Source organism: Sorangium sp. So ce836 (assembly GCF_028553905.1).
In the GTDB taxonomy this organism is placed as follows: Bacteria; Myxococcota_A; Polyangia; order Polyangiales; family Polyangiaceae; genus Sorangium; species Sorangium cellulosum_D.
In genome coordinates, this window is sequence record NZ_CP102233.1 from 7,883,933 (window position 1) to 7,901,205 (window position 17,273).

At 73.7% G+C, this 17,273-nt stretch carries 17 protein-coding genes; 9 read left to right on the top strand and 8 right to left on the bottom strand.

Features of this window, described 5'->3' with window-relative positions; genetic code table 11:
- Window positions 1-6 precede the first annotated feature (6 nt).
- From NQZ70_RS28340 to NQZ70_RS28365, 6 genes are all read left to right on the top strand, one after another.
- Window positions 7-1,089, top strand: a complete 1,083-nt coding sequence (locus tag NQZ70_RS28340; protein ID WP_129576989.1) for an ABC transporter ATP-binding protein — start codon at window positions 7-9, stop codon at window positions 1,087-1,089.
- Window positions 1,086-1,811, top strand: coding sequence for an ABC transporter permease (locus NQZ70_RS28345; RefSeq protein ID WP_129576990.1), 726 nt, complete (start codon window positions 1,086-1,088; stop codon window positions 1,809-1,811). The genes NQZ70_RS28340 and NQZ70_RS28345 overlap by 4 nt, the downstream gene beginning before the upstream one ends.
- A complete protein-coding gene (locus NQZ70_RS28350; RefSeq protein ID WP_237244129.1) occupies window positions 1,808-3,787 on the top strand; it encodes a Gldg family protein in 1,980 nt (659 codons plus the stop codon). Before NQZ70_RS28345 ends, NQZ70_RS28350 begins: the two co-directional genes overlap by 4 nt.
- Window positions 3,784-4,827 (top strand): DUF4340 domain-containing protein, encoded by a 1,044-nt coding sequence (locus NQZ70_RS28355; protein WP_129576992.1) that lies wholly within the window; start codon window positions 3,784-3,786, stop codon window positions 4,825-4,827. Before NQZ70_RS28350 ends, NQZ70_RS28355 begins: the two co-directional genes overlap by 4 nt.
- A gap of 147 nt (window positions 4,828-4,974) precedes the next feature.
- Window positions 4,975-5,619, top strand: a complete 645-nt coding sequence (locus NQZ70_RS28360) for a hypothetical protein (RefSeq protein ID WP_129576993.1) — start codon at window positions 4,975-4,977, stop codon at window positions 5,617-5,619.
- 4 nt (window positions 5,620-5,623) lie between these two features.
- Window positions 5,624-7,420 (top strand): serine/threonine-protein kinase, encoded by a 1,797-nt coding sequence (locus tag NQZ70_RS28365; protein ID WP_272825888.1) that lies wholly within the window; start codon window positions 5,624-5,626, stop codon window positions 7,418-7,420.
- A gap of 15 nt (window positions 7,421-7,435) precedes the next feature.
- On the opposite strand, the gene xerD is transcribed toward NQZ70_RS28365, so the two are convergent.
- On the bottom strand, window positions 7,436-8,326 hold the full coding sequence (xerD, locus tag NQZ70_RS28370; protein ID WP_237244130.1) for a site-specific tyrosine recombinase XerD: 891 nt from the start codon (window positions 8,324-8,326) through the stop codon (window positions 7,436-7,438).
- A 190-nt stretch (window positions 8,327-8,516) separates the two neighbouring features.
- Here xerD and NQZ70_RS28375 point away from each other — a divergent pair, with 190 nt between their 5' ends.
- The 3 genes from NQZ70_RS28375 to rpmB all read left to right on the top strand — a co-directional run bounded on the left by NQZ70_RS28375 (window position 8,517) and on the right by rpmB (window position 10,928).
- On the top strand, window positions 8,517-9,374 hold the full coding sequence (locus NQZ70_RS28375) for an N-formylglutamate amidohydrolase (RefSeq protein WP_257792801.1): 858 nt from the start codon (window positions 8,517-8,519) through the stop codon (window positions 9,372-9,374).
- 13 nt (window positions 9,375-9,387) lie between these two features.
- Window positions 9,388-10,491: a hypothetical protein gene (locus tag NQZ70_RS28380; RefSeq protein ID WP_129576998.1), complete on the top strand. Its 1,104-nt coding sequence runs from the start codon at window positions 9,388-9,390 to the stop codon at window positions 10,489-10,491.
- 212 nt (window positions 10,492-10,703) lie between these two features.
- Window positions 10,704-10,928 (top strand): 50S ribosomal protein L28, encoded by a 225-nt coding sequence (gene rpmB / locus NQZ70_RS28385; RefSeq protein ID WP_104982632.1) that lies wholly within the window; start codon window positions 10,704-10,706, stop codon window positions 10,926-10,928.
- Between the two features lie 281 nt (window positions 10,929-11,209).
- Here the strand turns inward: rpmB and NQZ70_RS28390 are convergent, their stop codons facing one another.
- The 7 genes from NQZ70_RS28390 to rimM form a co-directional block, all read right to left on the bottom strand.
- Window positions 11,210-12,259 (bottom strand): hypothetical protein, encoded by a 1,050-nt coding sequence (locus tag NQZ70_RS28390; protein WP_129576999.1) that lies wholly within the window; start codon window positions 12,257-12,259, stop codon window positions 11,210-11,212.
- Entirely contained in the window at window positions 12,256-12,981 is a 726-nt protein-coding gene (locus NQZ70_RS28395; RefSeq protein WP_129577000.1) for a DUF72 domain-containing protein, read from the bottom strand. The genes NQZ70_RS28390 and NQZ70_RS28395 overlap by 4 nt, the downstream gene beginning before the upstream one ends.
- 89 nt (window positions 12,982-13,070) lie before the next feature.
- Window positions 13,071-13,967, bottom strand: a complete 897-nt coding sequence (locus NQZ70_RS28400) for a lysophospholipid acyltransferase family protein (RefSeq protein WP_129577001.1) — start codon at window positions 13,965-13,967, stop codon at window positions 13,071-13,073.
- Window positions 13,968-14,103: 136 nt separating this feature from the next.
- Window positions 14,104-15,285: a tRNA epoxyqueuosine(34) reductase QueG gene (gene queG / locus NQZ70_RS28405; RefSeq protein WP_237244132.1), complete on the bottom strand. Its 1,182-nt coding sequence runs from the start codon at window positions 15,283-15,285 to the stop codon at window positions 14,104-14,106.
- Between the two features lie 68 nt (window positions 15,286-15,353).
- Entirely contained in the window at window positions 15,354-15,929 is a 576-nt protein-coding gene (locus tag NQZ70_RS28410) for an RNA methyltransferase (RefSeq protein WP_129577003.1), read from the bottom strand.
- Complete coding sequence (trmD, locus tag NQZ70_RS28415; protein WP_129577004.1) at window positions 15,926-16,717, bottom strand: tRNA (guanosine(37)-N1)-methyltransferase TrmD; 792 nt, start codon at window positions 16,715-16,717, stop codon at window positions 15,926-15,928. Before trmD ends, NQZ70_RS28410 begins: the two co-directional genes overlap by 4 nt.
- A gap of 40 nt (window positions 16,718-16,757) precedes the next feature.
- Entirely contained in the window at window positions 16,758-17,270 is a 513-nt protein-coding gene (gene rimM / locus NQZ70_RS28420; protein ID WP_129577005.1) for a ribosome maturation factor RimM, read from the bottom strand.
- Between the last annotated feature and the right edge of the window lie 3 nt (window positions 17,271-17,273).

Sequence of the window (17,273 nt, forward strand, 5' to 3'; positions counted from 1 at the left end):
ACGGCCGTGATCGAAATCAGCGACCTATACAAGTACTATGGCGACCGGAAGGCCATCGGGCCCCTGTCGTTCTCGATCGAAGCGGGAGAGATCGTCGGCCTGCTCGGCCTGAACGGCGCCGGCAAGACGACGACGCTCCGGATCCTCGCCTGCGACCTCCTGCCATCCGCGGGCCGGGTCCTCGTGGACGGGCTGGATGTCGTCGACCACCCGCACGAGGTGCGGTCCCGCATCGGGTACCTCCCCGACCGGCCGCCGCTCTACGACGAGATGAGCGTGCGCGCCTTCCTCCACTTCGCGGCGCGCCTGCGCGGCGTCGACGCCGGCGCGGCCGACGGGCGCGTGGCCGAGGCGCTCGCGGTGACGCAGCTCGAGGACGTCGCCGCCGACCCGATCAGCGCGCTGTCGCACGGCTACAAGCAGCGCGTCGGCATCGCCCAGGCGATCGTGCACAAGCCGCGGCTGCTCGTCCTCGACGAGCCGATCAGCGGGCTCGATCCGGTGCAGATCGTCGAGATGCGCGCCCTGCTCCGGAGCCTGCGCGGCGAGCACACCATCCTGCTCTCCAGCCACATCCTCTCCGAGATCAGCGAGACCTGCGATCGCATCCTCGTCATCCGGGACGGCGAGATCGGCGCGCAGGGGACCGAGCAGGAGCTGTCGGCGAAGCTCCTCCACGGCGTCCGGGTCGAGCTCACGGTGCGCGGCCCCGCGGCCGAGGGCGCCGGCTACCGCGTGACGCGCGGCGAGGCGGCGAAGGCGCTCGAGCTGGCGCGCGAGGTCGCGGGGGTCACGTCCGTCGAGCAGCTCCCCACGTCCGAGCCGGGGAGCGACGTCGTGAGCTTCGCGGTCGAGGCCGATCGCGACGTGCGGGCGGCGCTGTGCGCCGAGCTCGTGCAGGCGGGGATCGGCATCCTCGAGGTCAAGCGGAGCGAGCGCGAGCTCGAGTCGGTGTTCCTGCGGCTCGCGACGCGCGCGCCGCAGGCGGCGAAGGCGAGGCCCGCCGCGGCCGACGCGGCGAGGGCCGGCGGCCAGGCGAACGAGGCCCCTGCGAGCGAGCAGGCGGAGGAAGGCGAGGGCGAAGCATGAGAGGGACATTGCTCGTCGCGCGGCGGGAGCTGTCCGCGTACCTGAGGTCACCGCTCGGGTACGTCGTCGCCGCCGCGGCGTTGCTCATCGACGGCATCTACTTCCAGGTCGCGGCGCTCGGCTCGGGCGCGCGGCTGTCGGCAGAGGTGCTGCTCAAGTTCTTCGACGGCACGGCGTTCATCACCATGGTCGCGGCGCTCATCCTCTCGATGCGGCTCATCGCCGGCGAGCGCGAGAGCGGGACGCTCATCCTGCTCAAGACGGCGCCGGTGCGCGACGGCGAGATCATCGCCGGCAAGTTCCTCGCCGCGCTGGCGCTGGTCGGCCTGATGACCGCGATCACGATCTACATGCCGCTGCTCATCTTCGTGAACGGCAAGGTGTCCGTCGGGCACATCCTGGTCGGCTACGCCGGGGTGCTGCTGCTCGGCGCCGCGTCGCTCGCGATCGGGCTCTTCGCGTCGACGCTGGCGGCGAGCCAGGTCATCGCGGTCATCCTCGGGGCGGCGATCATCGGGACGCTCGGCTTCCTGTTCCTCGTCGCCCGCGTGACGGAGCCGCCGCTCAACGACTTCGTGAGCGCGCTGAACCTGTACCCGCTCAACCAGAAGCCGTTCCTGAACGGCGTGCTCCGGCTGGAGAACGTCCTGTACTACGTCGCGGTCGCGTACTTCTTCCTGCTCGCCGCGACCCACACCCTGAGGGCACGGAGGTGGCGGTGAAGGACCAGAACGCTCAGGCCGCCGAGGCCGAGAACAGCGGCAAGGACGCGAGCGACGCGCCGGGCGCGCAGCACGAGGCGCCCCAGGCCGAGAGGCCGGCGCCCGCCGCGCCGCGCGAGGCGCCCGCGCTGCGCGCCGGGGGCTGGATGGTGCCGGCGTACGCGGGCGCGCTCCTCGCCATCTTCCTGGGCGAGCGCGTGGTGCCCACGATCGACGGGCTCCGCTACGCGCTGTCGGGGCTCGGGCTCCTGACGCTCGCGCTCGTCACCGCGCTGCGCTTCGCGACCGCCCTGCGCGAGGCGGGCGAGCGCCGCGCCGTCGAGCGCGCGCTCGCGATCCTGTCGGCGCTCGGGCTCGTCGCGGTGGCGGCGTACTTCACGACGACCGACGCGGGGCGCAGCCTGCTCGGCGTCTCGCAGGCCGCGCCCGAGCTGCGCGCGCGCGTCGAGGCGGCCACGACGGTCGGCTGGATCGCGCTGCTCGTCATCGCGACGGTGCCGCTGTTCTTCGGCGAGGCGGCGCTCGCGCCGATGCGGCGCGCCGAGCGCATCGAGGGGCGGCGGGTGCGCGCCGCGACGCTCTCGGGCGTGACGCTCGCCTTCGCCGCGGTCTACTCGGCGCTGTTCGTCTACGCCGCGAGCCAGCTCGATCTCAAGGCGGACTTCTCGTACTACCGCACGGCCCGCCCCGGCGACTCGACGAAGCGCGTCGCCGAGAGCCTGACCGAGCCGCTCAAGATCACCGCCTTCTTCCCGCAGCTGAACGAGGTGGGCGCCGAGGTCGAGGGCTACCTGCGCGAGGTGAAGGCGGCGTCGCCGCAGATCACCGTGGAGATGCAGGATCGGCTGCTCGTCCCCGCGCTCGCCAAGGAGGCGAAGGTCACGCAGGACGGCGTGATCGTGCTCTCGCGCGACACCTCGCGCGAGACGCTCAACATCGGCGCCGACATCAAGGCCGCCGGCGCCAAGCTGAAGAGCCTCGACGCCGACTTCCAGAAGGCGCTGCTCAAGGTGATCCGCGCGCAGCGCACCGCGTACATGACCGTCGGCCACGGCGAGATGAACGAGTCGACGAACGCCGCCGAGGGGCGGACGGCCAAGAACCTCCGCAAGCTGCTCGAGTCCCAGAACTATGTCGTCAAGGATCTCGGGCTCGCGCAGGGGCTCGGCAGCGAGATCCCGAAGGACGCGGGCGTCGTCGTCGTGCTCGGCCCGCAGAAGGAGTTCCTGCCGGAGGAGGTCGCGACCGTGAAGCGGTACGCCGACGAGGGCGGGCACCTCCTGCTCGCGCTCGATCCGGAGGCCAAGGTCGACCTCGCGCCGCTCGCCGGCGCCGTGGGCCTCACGTGGAAGCCCGAGGTCCTGGCGAACGATCGGGTCTACGTGCGGCGGCGCTTCAACGAGTCGGACCAGGCGATGCTGGTCACGACGCGGTACTCCTCGCACGCCTCGGTCTCGACCTTGAGCCGGCACGCGCAGCAGGCGCCGACGATCTTCCCGGGCGCGGCGTCGCTCGACAAGGCCGACGGCGGCGACCTGAAGATCGACTTCGTCGTCCGCTCGCTGGGCGAGACGTTCGCCGACGCGAACGGCAACTTCAAGTTCGACGAGGGCGAGAAGCGGAGCGCCTACAACCTCGCCGCGGCGGTCTCGAAGGAGCTCGCGCCCGGCGGCGGCGACGGCAAGGACAAGAAGGAGCTGCGCGCGTTCGTCGTCGCCGACGCCGACGTGTTCAGCGACGCAGCGTTCAGGAACGAGCCCAACATCGTGCTCGCGCTCGACGCGTTCCGGTGGCTCGGCGGCGAGGAGAGCTTCGCCGGGGAGATCACGACGAACGAGGACGTCCGGATCGAGCACACGAAGGAGAAGGACCAGGTCTGGTTCTGGGCCACGATCCTCGTGGCGCCGGCGATGGTGCTGGGGCTCGGGCTCTTCATCACGCGCCGCGGGCGGCGCGCGAGCGGGAGGCGCGCATGAGGTTGGATCGCAGCTTTTTCGTGCACCTCGGCCTTCTTGTGGTCGCGGCGTTGTTCGCGGTCCTCGTCTGGACGCGCGACAAGACGGCGGCCGCGCTCTCGGCCGCGGACGTGACCGTCTGGGCCGGCCGGGCCGAGGACGTCGAGCGGATCACCTTCGAGGCCAAGTCGAAGACGGTCGTCCTCGAGGCGAAGAAGGACAAGGACGGCCGCTACTTCGTCGGCACGACCGAGCGCAAGGCGACGCCCCCGGCCGAGAAGCCGAAGGACGACGTCCACGGCCACGGCGACGAGGCGGAGGACGAGCCGCCCGCGGAGCAGGAGCCGACGGTGAAGACGACCAGCTTCGTGTCGGTGACCGCCGGCAACAAGCTCGCCGAGGCGATCGCGCCGCTGAAGGCGCTGCGCTCCGTCGGCCGCATCGGGGACGACCGCGCCAGCGAGTTCGGCCTGGCCGAGCCGGAGGGCACGCTCACCGTCAAGCTGCGCGGCGGAGAGCGCAAGCTGGTCGTCGGCGGCCCGACGCCCGGCGGCGCGGACCGCTACGCGCGCGACGAGGCCACCGGCGAGGTGTACGCGATCAAGGGCGACATCTACCGCGATCTCGACACCGCGGAGTCGCGGCTCATGGAGCGGGAGCTGCACGAGTGGAAGGACGTCGACGTCGCCCAGGCGCGCGTGATCGTCGGCGACAAGCGCCGCGAGCTCACGCGCAGCGGCGATGAGGGCAAGAAGTTCTGGGCCGATCCGGCGAGCCCCGAGCAGAAGGACGAGACCGTCGGCAACTGGATGAGCAAGCTCGACCGCCTGCGCCCCACCGAGTACGTGGCCGCGCCCCCCGAGCAGAAGGAGGTCGTGGTGCGGGTCGAGTACACCGGCCGCTCGGGCGACATCGGCTTCGCCGAGCTCGTGAAGGGGCCCCCCGGGGCGAGCGGCAAGCCCGACTACTTCCTGGTCACGGAGCGCACCCGCCTCTACGGCAAGGTGCCGGTGGGCGTCGCCGAGCAGGTCGAGCAGGACGTCGGCGCCGTCGTCAAGTAGCCCCTGCACCCCGCGAGCGCGCCGGAGCAGCCGCCCGGCGCCGCTCGCCGTTCCATGCGGCCCCGGCCGCGCCCCGCGGCGCAAGCCGCCCCCGGGGATCGCTCTTTACTTGCCGTCCCGGGGCCGGTCCTGCAACGCTCGTCCGCAATGTTCTTCCGACGATGGCCCACCCTGGCGCTGAGCGCTGCGGCGGCGCTCGCCGCGGCGTGCAGCTCGCCGCCTCCACCGCAACCCGTAACGCCGGAGCCGCCCGTGACCGCGGCGCCTCCGCCTTCGCCCCCGCCTGCCCCGAAGCCATGCAAGGCGCTCGACGAGCAGTGCCAGGCCGAGGAGTCGACCCGGGCGAAGATCGCCGGGAGCTCGCTCGTGCTCACGCCCGTGAAAGGCTGGACCTACGCCCAGGGAGAGAGCGCCACGGTCGCGCAGGCCGCGGACGAAGGTCCCGCCCTGGCGACGGCGCAGGTCGACACGGGCGAGGGCAAGCAGGCGGCCGAGAAGCGCGACGCCGCGCTCGACACGCTGGCGCACGAGATCAACGTCACCTTGCCCAAGAAGAAGGTGAACTGGAAGAAGCCCGACGACGTCAAGGAGATCGCCGGAAGGAAGATCGGCCTGTGGCAGAAGGAGGGCGCCGCGCGCGGGACCAAGAAGGGCCCGCTGCTGATCTTCGCCGACACCGGCAAGGACGGCGAGATCGTGATCGGGCTCGCGTTCGTGCCGGACGACGACAGCTCCGGCGCCGACGCGACCATCCTGCAGTCGATCGAGTCGATCGCGGTCGCGGAGGAGTGATCTCGTGACGGCACCGAACGTCGCGCCGGGCAGCGTCGTCGCGGGGAGGTTCTCCGTCCGCTCGCTCCTCGGCTACGGGGGCGCGACGGCCACCTTCCGCGCGGTGACGGCGCAGGCGCGCGACGTCGCCCTCAAGCTGTACTCGCCGATCGTCGGCCAGCGGCCGGACGCGATGCAGCACCTGCAGCGGTACGTCGCCGAGACGAATCGGCTGCCGCACGAGCTCGTCGCGCACATCCTCGAGGCCGGCTACGACCCGGCGACGGCCGCGCCCTTCACGGTGACGGACATGATCCACGTCCCGTCGCTCGCGGAGCTCGCGCTGCGCCGGCCGCTGAGCTTCGAGGAGGTCGGCTCGATGCTCCGCTCGCTCGCGGCGGTGCTCGACGCGGCGCACGCGCGCGAGGTGCCCCACCACGGCCTCAAGCCGACGAACCTGTTCCTCGACCCGAGCGCTCCGGGCAGCGTGAAGGTCACCGACTTCGGGCCGTCCCTCGCGCGGAGCATGGTGCCGACGTCGGAGGGCTACGTCCTCGCCGCCCCGTGGCTCGCGCCCGAGCAGCTGCAGCCGGGCGCCCCCGCGGGCCCCGCCGCGGACATCTTCTCCGCGGCGCTGGTCGCCTTCTTCGCGCTCACCGGCCGCTCGTACTGGCGCTCCTGCCAGGGTCAGGTCGACGTGCCGGCCTGGCAGCGCGAGATCATGGCGCCGCGCCCCTCCGCGTCGGCGCGCGCGGCGGAGCTCGGCGTTCCGGTGAGCCCCGTGCTGGACGCCGCCTTCGCGCGCGCGCTGGCGCACGATCCGCGCGAGCGTTTCCGCTCCGCGAGCGAGCTCGCGGCCATGCTCAGCGGCTTCTCGGCGGCGGCGATCGAGGTCGGCTCGACGCTCGCCCTGTCCCCCTCGGTGAACGAGCCGCCGGCCCACGCCGCCCTCGCCGCGAACGCGCCCGTCCCGGCGGCGCACGCCGTCGCCGCGGCGAGCGCGCCCGCGCCGATGCCGGCGCCCGACGCGACGCAGCTGGCCGCCTCGCCGTTCGCGCCCGCGTCGCCCGCCACGCCGTTTTCCCCCGGGCCGCCGCCCTCACCGTATTCGCCCGCGCCGACGCCATCGCCGGCCGCGTCGTCGTCGCCGCAGCCTCCGGCCGACGCGAGCCTCGCGCAGGCGCCGCCGCCTCCGGCCCAGGGCGCCCCCGCCGCGCCTCCGAAGAGCCCCATGGCGATGATGACCGCGGTCACCGCGCCGCGGTCGCCCTGGGGCAAGGCGGCGTCGCTGACGGTGGGCGTCGTCGCGGTGCTGCTCGTCGGGGGCACCGCCGCCGCGTGGTACGTCATGGATCGCCGGGAAGAGCCGCAGCCGACCCCGAGCGCGTCCGCCACGGCGTCCGCCGTGGCCCCCGCGCCGACGGCCGAGCCCACGCCGACCGCGCCGGCCGCGACCGCGCCGCCGGCCGACGCCGGCGCCCCGGCCGACGCGCCCCCGATCGACGCCGGCGCCCCGGCCGACGCGGGCGCCCCGGCCGACCCGCTCGTGAAGATCTCCTGCAAGCCCGTCGCGTGCGAGGAGATCACGATCGACGGCAAGACGACCCAGGCCCCGGAGGTCGAGCTCGGGCTCAAGCCGGGCGTGCACAAGGTGAGCGTCAGGCGCACCGGTTACATCGCGCGCAGCACGAGCGTCGTCGTCAAGGCCGGCACGCCGCTCGTGCAGGAGTTCCAGCTCACCGAGATCCCGCCGGCGCCGGCGCAGCCCGCGGGGCAGGCCACGAACAAGCCGTGCGGTAAGTTCCTCAAGCGCTGCAAGTAGCCGCGGTCCGCGCGCTCACGCGCGAGGGTGCGCGCGCCGGTAGGCGGCGCGCACGTGGTCGTCGGCGAGGTGCGTGTAGATCTCGGTCGTCACCACGTTCGCGTGGCCGAGGAGCGCCTGGACGCTCCGGAGATCCGCGCCCCCTTCGAGCAGGTGCGTCGCGAAGGAGTGGCGGAGCTTGTGCGGCGAGCTCGGCTTGGCGATGCCCACGGCGCGCGCGTATCCGCCGAGGAGCTTCCACACCGCCTGCCGGGTGAGCGGCCCGCCGCGCGGCGACAGGAACAGCACCTGCGTCGCCGCGCTGCGCGGGTGCGTCGCGCGCACCTCCAGGTAGGCATCGATGGCCGCGAGCGCCGGCTCGCCGAGCGGCACGAGCCGCCGCTTCCCGCCCTTGCCGAGCGCCGTCACGATCCCCTTGCGCCGCTCGATGTCCGACAGCTTGAGGCGCACCACCTCGCTGACGCGCAGGCCGGCCGCGTACATCACGTGGAGCATCGCGCGATCGCGCAGCCCCTTGAACGTCGCCTGCTCGGGCGCCTCGATGAGGAGCGCGATCTCGTCGAACGAGAGCACCTTTGGCAGCCGCCGCCCGACCCTGGGTCGCTCGATCAGCGCGCACGGATCCCGCTCGATGCGGCGCTCGCGGAGCAGGAAGCGGATGAACCCGCGGACCGCGGAGAGGTGGCGAGCCGCCGAGCTCGCGCTGATGCCCGCCTGGCCGAGCGCGACCAGGTAGGTGCCGATCAGCGCCTGGTCGAGCCCGTCGACGGACGCGATCCCTGCCGCGTCCGCATGGGCGACCAGCTTGGCGAGATCGTGGCCGTACGCTTCGAGCGTCAGGGGCGAAAGAGCCCGCTCGACGCGGAGATGGTCCAGGTAGGCGTCCACCCAGGTCGCGAGATCCACGGCCAACGCTACAGCGAAAGCGGCCAAGTACGCCAGAAAGCCGGGCGGAGCAGATGCACCCAGGACGCCCTGGACGGCAACACTTCTTCCTTCCTTCCGGCTTGGAACCTCCCCGTCCTGCCCCGTCCTGCCCCGTCCTGCCCCGTCCTGATTCCAGCCGGACGCGGAATGCGTCACAGTGAGCCCCGTGGTGTCACCCTTCGAGGTCGTCGAGCCCCGCGGAGCGGAAAGCCCGGTCCTCGTCGAAGTACCGCACGCGGGTGTCCACATGGATCCCGAGTCGCTGTCCTGGACCGTCGCGCCTGCGCGCAGCATCGGGCGCGACGCCGATCTGTACGTCGACGCGCTGTTCCAGGACGCCCCGGCCGAGGGGGCGACGCTCCTGTTCTCGCGGATGAGCCGGCTGGTCGTCGATCTCAACCGCAGCGAGGCCGACTGCGACGGCGACGCGGTCGAGGGCGGCGGCCGCGCGCCGTTCCCGCGGGGGCTCATCTGGCGCGTGACCACGGACGGCGAGCCCGTCCTGGTCGCCCGGCTCCCGCGGCGCGAGGTGGAGCGCCGGCTCGACCGCTTCTACCGCCCGTACCACCGCACCCTGAGCGCGATCCTCGCCCGCAAGCGCGAGCGCTTCGGCTTCGCGATCCTGCTCTGCGCGCACTCGATGCCCAGCCAGAGCCGCCGCGGCCACGCCGAGGGCGCGGTCGGCCGGGCCGACATCGTCCCCGGCACGCGCGGGCGGACGACCGCCGCGAGCGCGGTGATCGACGCGGTCGATCAGCACGCGCGCGCCTGCCGCTTCTCGGTGCGCCACGACGACCCCTACAAGGGCGGCTTCAGCACCTCGCACTACGGCCAACCGCACCGTGCCGTCCACGCCGTGCAGATCGAGATTGCGCGCCGGCTGTACATGGACGAGCAATCCCTCGCCATGGATGGGCAAGGATTCACTGCCGTGCGAGACTTCGGGCGCACCCTGGTCGCGCGGCTCACCTCGGCCGAGCTGCTCGGGCAGCTCCGCAAGAACCCCTTTGACGCCCGTGAGATCTGATCCAGCTCCATCAATGGAAAAGCCTTACGGAGAGGCGAACCGCGACCGCCCGCCAGCGAGCCGTCGCGCGATCGCCGAACGGGACAAGGCAGCACCAGCCCAGCCGGAGGGCGCCGCGGCCGGCGACGGCGCGGCCGAGCGGCCCTCCGCGGCGCCGATCGGCGCCGCTCAGGTCGAGCCGCCCTCCGCGGCGCCGGTCGGCGCCGCGCAGGCCGAGCGGCTCTCGGGGTCGAGTCCGGCCATCACGATCGAGGAGCCGCCCCCGAGCCAGCGCGAGCATGTCACCAAGCCGCTGCTCGCGTCCGAGGCGCTCATGGAGGACCTGGCGCCGATGCGTCCGGCGCAGGACGCGGCCCGGGTCTGGTGCGCCGTGGTGGGCGTGGGCTTCCTTCTGTTCGGCGGCCTGTCGGTCGCGGGGCTCCGTCCGGACGGCGTCGTCGCGGGCCCGCCCGCGTTCGTGCTGGGCATCGTCGCGCTGTTCACCGCGCTCACGTCGGTGAGCTACCGGCAGCGCGCCATCGCGATGGTGGTGCTGGGGACGATCGCGACCGTCATCGGCCTCCAGAGCTCCGGTCCCGCGGTCGGCTGGGGCGCCGCCCGGGCCGTGGCGGCGATAGCGCTCCCGGCGGCGCTCGTCTTCCGGTCCCGCTACCGGGCGTACGCCGGCGCGCGCTGGCTGCTCGTCGCCGCGTTCCTCGTCGCGCTCCCCTCGTTCGGGCACGCCGCCGCGCAGCTCACCTTGCTCGAGCCGCACCTGGCCCAGCTCGGCGCCCTGATGGTGATCCTGGCGGTGCTGTCCAGCCTCACCGGCTTCATGGGGGCGGAGACGACGGGCGCCGGCTCGTCCCTCGCGGTCGCGGTGGTGCTCGCCTTCATGGCCGACCTGGTCGTCGGCAGGCTCGCCCAGCTCGGCGCCGTCACGCCGCGCGACCTCGTCAGCGTGCTGTCCGCGGGCCTGGCGTTCGCCGCGACGTCCGCGCTCACGAGCCTCGGCCTCTTCCAGATCCTGGCCTGGCGCCTCGCCGCCGACGCCCGGCGCATCGACCTGCACCGCCCCGAGAACGACAAGGAAGGCGGGGATCGGCGGCCGCCCTCGGGCGGCGAGTGGCTCACCTAGGCCTGCGCGGGCCATCCCTCGACCGCTCCGCGGGCGATCTCCGGTGCGTTGCGGCGAGATACCCCCGGTGGACGCTTGACATGTCCCCCGGCTTCCTTCACTTTCCCGCGCTCCCGAGCCCCCCTGCTCCCCCGCGCAGGGCGTGCGTTCGGCCAGCTTGATCGAACTAGGGTCAGGGCACCGAGGTCGGTTCCCTCCCAACCGAGGACGTCATGGCGAAGAGCGACATCACTGGGAAGCGGAAGCTTCTGGCGCAGAATGTCTCCCACTCCAACATCAAGACGAAGCGCTGGCAGCTCGTGAACATCCAGACCCGGCGCGTCTGGGTCCCCGAGCTCAACCGCTTCGTGAAGCTCAACCTCACGACGCGCGACATCCGCACGATCGACAAGATCGGCGTCGTCGCCTACGCGAAGCGCCACGGCGTCACGCTCTAGCCGGCGCGGAGCCCGGTCGCGTCCGGGCAGCACGCCGGTCGACAGCGACCTGAGCCAGAGGCCGCCGGGACGCCAAGCACGCCAGGAGAGCCAAACGTTCTCCTCCTGGCGTCCTTAGCGCCCTGGCGGTTTTTCATTTTCCGGTCGAGCGCCGCACGGCCCGCGCCGACGCGCTGGGCTCGGTCGGCCCCATCGAGCGCCAGACCCGGACGCTCCGCGCGCCCCTCGGCGCTGGCGCCGCCTCAGTCTTCTCCGCGCGCCCCCCCGGCGCCGACGCCGCCTCAGCCTTCTGCCGGCGGCGTCCCTGTTCCTGCCGAGAATCCGGGCGCGAGGTGGGCCGCGCGCGCGTCGCGGTCGTCGCGCAGGACGGCGAGGGCGCCGTCGGCGCTCAGCTGCGTGCGGACGTCGTGGAGGGCCGCCTCGAGCGCGGTGCCACGGAGGAGCGCGCCGAGGGCGTTCACCTCGAGCTTGGGCCTGCCGGTCAGCGCGACCGCGGCCGCGAAGGCGCTGCGCTGGAGGATCGCGATCGGCGCCGCCGCCGGCAGGGGCGTGCCGGGCGCGAGGCGCGTGATCCCGCGGCGCACCGGGACGGCGTCGCGGCCGAGCACGATGTCGAGCTCGGGCACGGCGATCCCGTCGTCGGTGCGCGCGTAGGCCAGCGCTGCGATCGTGCCCCAGCCGTCGCAGGCGACGATGGCGTCCGCGGGCCGCACCTGATCCCCGACCGGCCACGGCGCCTGGAGCGCCGTCGCGCCCTCCGCGAGCGTGGTCGATGCGGCCTCCACCTCGGCGGGGACCGCCTCGGCGAGGTCCTCGGCGGTCAGCGTCCCGCCGGCGACCGGCCCGCCCACGGCGAGCAGCGCCCGCTCCACGTCGCGCGCCCGCAGCGCCACCGCGCCGAGCGAGCCGACCTCGCGGAGCAGCGCGGCGCGCCCGCTCGCGCCCGCGCGCTCGGCCGCGGCCACGCCCGTGCGGACCAGCTCGCGGAGCCGCGCGCGGCCGAGGTAGCCGTGCAGCAGCACCAGCATCCCGAGCGAGCGCGGAACCGCGACGCGCGCGGCCTCCGGCACGCTCTGCCCGTCGACGAACCCGCGCGGCCGCGGCGCGCCGCGCCCGGGCTGGATCGCCCGGCCATCGAAGGCCCGCGCGCCCACGCCGACGCCGGCCGCGAGCGCCACGGCGGGCGCGAGCAGCACGTCGGGCTGCGCGCCAGCCGCCGCGAAGAAGCCGGCGACGATCGCGTCGATCGCGCTGCCGGACGACTCGAGCGCGGCCCGCGCGGCCGAAGCCGCGGAGGCGTCGCTCGCCGTGGCCGCCGCGCCGCGGATCACTGCTCCTCGTCCTCGGCGACGAGGGTGTTCGGCATGGGCATGGTAGGCCTTACCACAGCCGAGGCCGTCGAGCGATCGAGCTTGCGCGCGAGCGACGCCGCGAGCTGGGACTTGATCTGGGACGCGCGGTCCCCCTCGACGACAAGGAACACCTCACGCCGCCCGCGCAGGCGATCGGCGACGCGCTCGAGCGCGGCCGCCCCGATCGACGAGGACTTTCCGAGCGCGCGCAGCCGTGTGTAGACGATCGGCCCGGGCGGCGCCGCGTCGCGGGCGACGTCGAGCACCGGGATGACCTTCGCGGCGCGCGCGGTCGCGACGATGTCGTCGCGCTCCCAGATCCCTGCGGGCTCCCAGCAGCGCACGACCCCTTCGGCGGGCAGGCGCTCGAAGAGCGCCGCGAGCTTCTTGCGGTTGCTCGCCGTCGGGCGGAGCGACGCCGGCGTCTGGAGCACGACGCACCGGGCCTCCAGCACGGCCGCCACCTCGAGCGAGGTCGACAGCGCTTCGTCGAGCTCTTTCCCGGCCGCGAGCTCGCCGACCACGCGCGGCAGCACGACGCTGAAGACGAAGCCCGGCGGCACCGCCTTGCGCCATTTGCGCAGCGTGGTCGCGCGGGGCAACGAGGTATCGACCGGACGGAGCTCGACCAGATCGAAGCGATCTTTGTACTTCTGGATATCCCCCTTGAGCGAGGGCAGTCCGACGAGGAGGCGGGCCATCAGCGCGCACTCTTAGCCCAGCTTGCGCGCCGATGCAGCGCATGGCCGACCGCGGCGCGATTTCTCATTTGAGGCTTTAAATCCTTGATTTATTCGAAGTGGAACCACTGCGTCGGGTTCTCCCGCAGGAAGCGCTCCATCTCCGCCGTGATCTGCCGCGCCGCGACGTCGAGCTCGGACGGCCCCGGCCTCCTGGGCAGCGAGACGGGCGGGGCGATGCAGATCTCGTATTCCATGAAGCCGGTCCGCCGGGTGAACACCGGGACGATCGGCGCGCCGCTCGCCGCGGCGAGCTGGAGCGGCCCCTCCGGGACGCGCCAGGGCATGCCGAAGAGCTCGACGTCGCGCCCGCGCATCCCGGACGGGAGCCGGTCGATCTGGATGGCCACGACGCCCTGCCGCCGCAGGTGCGCGAGCAGCGGGAGCACCGCGAGCGGATCGTCGTCCACGTGCTGCATCCGCACGCCGACCCGATCGCGCGTGCCGTCCTGGATGGCCTGCGCCCGGCTGTCGCGCTCGCGCTGCATCACGATCAGCACGTCGGCGGTGTGCACGGAGCGCAGCAGCGGCGCGGCGGCCTGCCACCCGCCGGTGTGCGCCGTGACGACGATCACGCCGAGGCCGCGCCGGTACGCGCTCGTGAAGTGCTCGTCGTTCACGCACAGGCCGGTGAGCCGGTCGGGCCGGTTGCTGCCGGCGATGAACGCGTCGGTGAGGCAGCTGGCGAAGTTGATGAACACCCGCGCGACGTCCCGGTACTCGTCGAGCGCGCCGCGCTCGCCGAGCGCCAGCCGCAGGTTCCTGCGCACGGCCCTCCGCTGCTCCGGCAGCACGGCCCCGAAGACGAGCCCGAACAGCGCAGGGCTGTGCCGGACGAGGAGGTCTGGGCCGTAGGTCACCCCGGCGTCCACCGCACGCCGCCAGAGGACGGAATCGTGCTGGCGCAGATCGTCGAGGAGCGCTCGGAGCCTGGAAGGGAGATCCACGTTCGTGCTCGTGCGCGCGGCGTCTTGCCGGGGGACACCGTAGCGGATCCTCGGCCGCCCGCGAAGGGCGCCCGAGCACCGCTGCGCCTTTACGCCGCGCGCCGGATCGACCCCGAGCCCCGGCGCCCTCGGCGCTTCAACCGGCGCCGGGCTCGTCGAGCGGACCGGCAGGCTCGGGCGCGGCCGGGCTCGCCGGCTCGCCGCGGCCCGCGCGGCGCATGCCCCACGCGGCGACGGCGCGCACCTCGGGGTCGTCGTGGGCGAGCGCCGCGGCGAGCGCGCGCTCCGCGCGCTCCGCGACGTCGCCCTCCGCGCCGCGCGCGAGCCGGTTCGCGGCGACGATGGCCGCGTTCCTGGCGAGCCCGCCGCGCCGCGCGCGCTTCACCGGCGTCCCGACGGTCAGCGCCTCGAACCCTTGCTCGTCCAGCGACGCGAGGTCGTCGACGTCCCGCCCCTCCCATCGCGACAGCGGATGGAACGGCGCGGTGCGCTCGAGGGGCGGCGGCGCGGTCCTGTTGAACGGGCAGACCTCCTGGCAAGCGTCGCAGCCGAAGAGGTGCTCTCCCACGCCCGACCGCAGCTCCTCGGCGGGCGCGCTGCGCTGCTCGATGGTCAGGTACGCGACGCAGCGCCGCGGATCGAGCACGAAGGGCGCGTCGAACGCCTGCGTCGGGCACGCGTCGAGGCAGCGCGTGCACGAGCCGCAGCGCTCCGCGATGGGCACGTCGGGGACGAGCGGCAGCGTGGTCACCACCTCGCCGAGCAGCTGATAGCTCCCCTGCCCCGGCGTGATGAGCAGCCCGTTCTTGCCGACGAAGCCGATGCCGGCGCGCGCGGCCCAGACGCGCTCCATCACCGGCTCGACGTCGCAGAGCGGGCGCGCGAGGACGGACGGCGCGAGCGATCGGATGAACGACGCGAGCCGCCGCAGCCGGCGCTTCAGGTGGTTGTGGTAGTCCTGCCCGCGCGCGTACCGCGCGACCGTCTGCGCGAGCGGCGGGTCGCGCCCCTCGCTGTCCTTGGGCCGGGCATACCTGCGGCCGACGCACACGACCGAGCGCGCCCCCTCGAGGATCGCGTCGGTGTCCAGCCGGCGCCGCTGCGCCGCGTGCTCCGCGAGGTAGCGCATCTCGCCGTGCATGCCGCGCTCGATGAACTCGAGGTACCGCGCGTGCTCCACCCCGAGCGGCTCGTCCGCGCGCGCGACGCCGACGACGTCGAACCCGAGCGCGAACGCCTGCTCGCGCACGAGCCGATCGTGCGTCCGCAGATCCGAGCTCGCCTCCTCCTCGGGGCGATGGTCCTCGCGCTCGCTCATGCCCGTAGCATGGACCGCGGGGCCGGCGGCGGCGCTGGCACCACGCTCGCCGCGCGCGCCGCGAGCGCTCACCCGTCGTGCCGGTCGCCGAGCAGCCGGTCGAGCGTGATCGCGCACGCCGCGCGCACGCTCAGGTGGTTGTAGCCGGTGCTCGCGGCCGCCCGGATGGGCTCGATCCGGAGGTCGGCGTCGGCGATGATCTCGGGCGTGAGGCCCCAGCCCGTGCCGAACAGGATCAGCACGGGGCGGCTCGCCTGCGCGAGGCGCGCGCGGGTCTCTGCGTAGCTCGTCACCGAGAGCCCGCGCGACGCCGCCGCGGTCGTCCAGACCTCGACGCCGGCGCGCCCTTCGCTGCTCAGCGCGCCGTACACGTCCTCCAGGCTGGGGACCACGGCCAGCACGTCGAGGGCGACGGCGCGATCCGGGATCCGACGCCTGCCGGACCCGAGCACCCAGTGCTCCTTGATGCGCTCTGCCAGCGCGCGCTGGGCGGCGACCGGGTGCACGACGAACAGCCGCTCGGCGCCGTACGTGCGCGCGCTCCGCGCCATGTCGTGCAGGTCGAGGTTCGTGATCGCGGTGGTCACCGCCTCGCCGGCGCGGTCGAGCACCGGGTAGTGGACGAGCGCGAGCGACAGCCTCATCGCCGCACCTCGCCGCAATCGTTCGGCAGAGGGCTCGGCGGAGGCTCTCCTCCACGCGCCTTGCGCCACAGGTCGGGGCGGCGCTCGGCCGTGCGCTGCTCTGCCTGCGCGCGTCGCCAGCGAGCGATGGCCGCGTGGTTGCCCTGCTGCAGCACCTCGGGGACCTTGTGCCCGCGGAACTCCACCGGGCGCGTGTACTGCGGGTACTCCAGCAGCCCGGACATCGCGGGGCTGTGCGACTCGTGCTCCGCCGACACGGCGTTGCCGAGCACGCCCGGGAGCAAGCGCACGCACGCGTCGATCACCGCCATCGCCGCCACCTCGCCGCCCGTCATCACGAAGTCGCCGAGCGAGATCTCCTCGTCGATGAACGCGCGCACCCGCTCGTCGAACCCCTCGTACCGTCCGCACACGAGCGCGACGGCAGGGCGCGCCGCGAGCTCGATCGCCTTCTCCTGGCGGAACGGCTGCCCCTGCGGCGTGAGCAGCACGCGGTGCGCCCGCGGCGCAGGGGCCGGGGGCGCTCCCTCTGCGCCGGGAGGCGCGCCCTCCGCGGCTGCCTCGTCGAGCGCCTCCAGGCAGCGGACGATGCAGTCGACGCGCATCACCATGCCGGAGCCGCCGCCGTAGGGCGTGTCGTCCACGCTCCGGTGCCGGCCGAGGCCGAACTCGCGCGGGCTGCGCGTCCGGACGGCGAGCGCGCCCGAGGCGAGCGCGCGCCCGACCATGCCGATCGCAAGAAATCCCTCGAAGAGCTCGGGAAACAGGGTCACTACATCGATGCGCATCGAACCTGCCGCGGCGGGCCGCCTCGCGCCGGACGGCGGCTCAGACGAGGCCTTCCAGCGTCACCAGCTGAACGATCTGCCGCTCTGCGTCCACGCTGCCGACGAAGCTCTCGGTCAGCGGGATCTCGAGCGGATCTGCGCCGCTCCTCTCCACGACGAGCACGTCGCAGGTCGGATACGACTGGAGCGACCTCACGTGCCCGATCAGGTCGCCCTCGGGGGCCAGCACGCGCGCCCCCTCGATGTCGCACGCGTAGAACTCGCCCTCGGCGAGCGGCGCGAACGCATCGCGCGGCACGCACACCGCGGCGCCGCGCAGCGCCTCGGCCGCGTCCCGGTCGTCGGTCCCGGCGATCCGCACGAGCAGCGCCTTGTCGACCGGGCGCGCCGCGGCGATCTTCGCGTCCCGCTCGGAGCCGTCCGGGAAGCGCAGGCGGATCGGCGGCCGCGTGAGGAGGAGGTCGGAACCCTCGTTGTAGACGCGGAGCCGTAGCTCCCCCTGGACGCCGTGCGGCCGGGAGACCTCCGCGACGGGAACGTAGCGTCGCTCCACGTC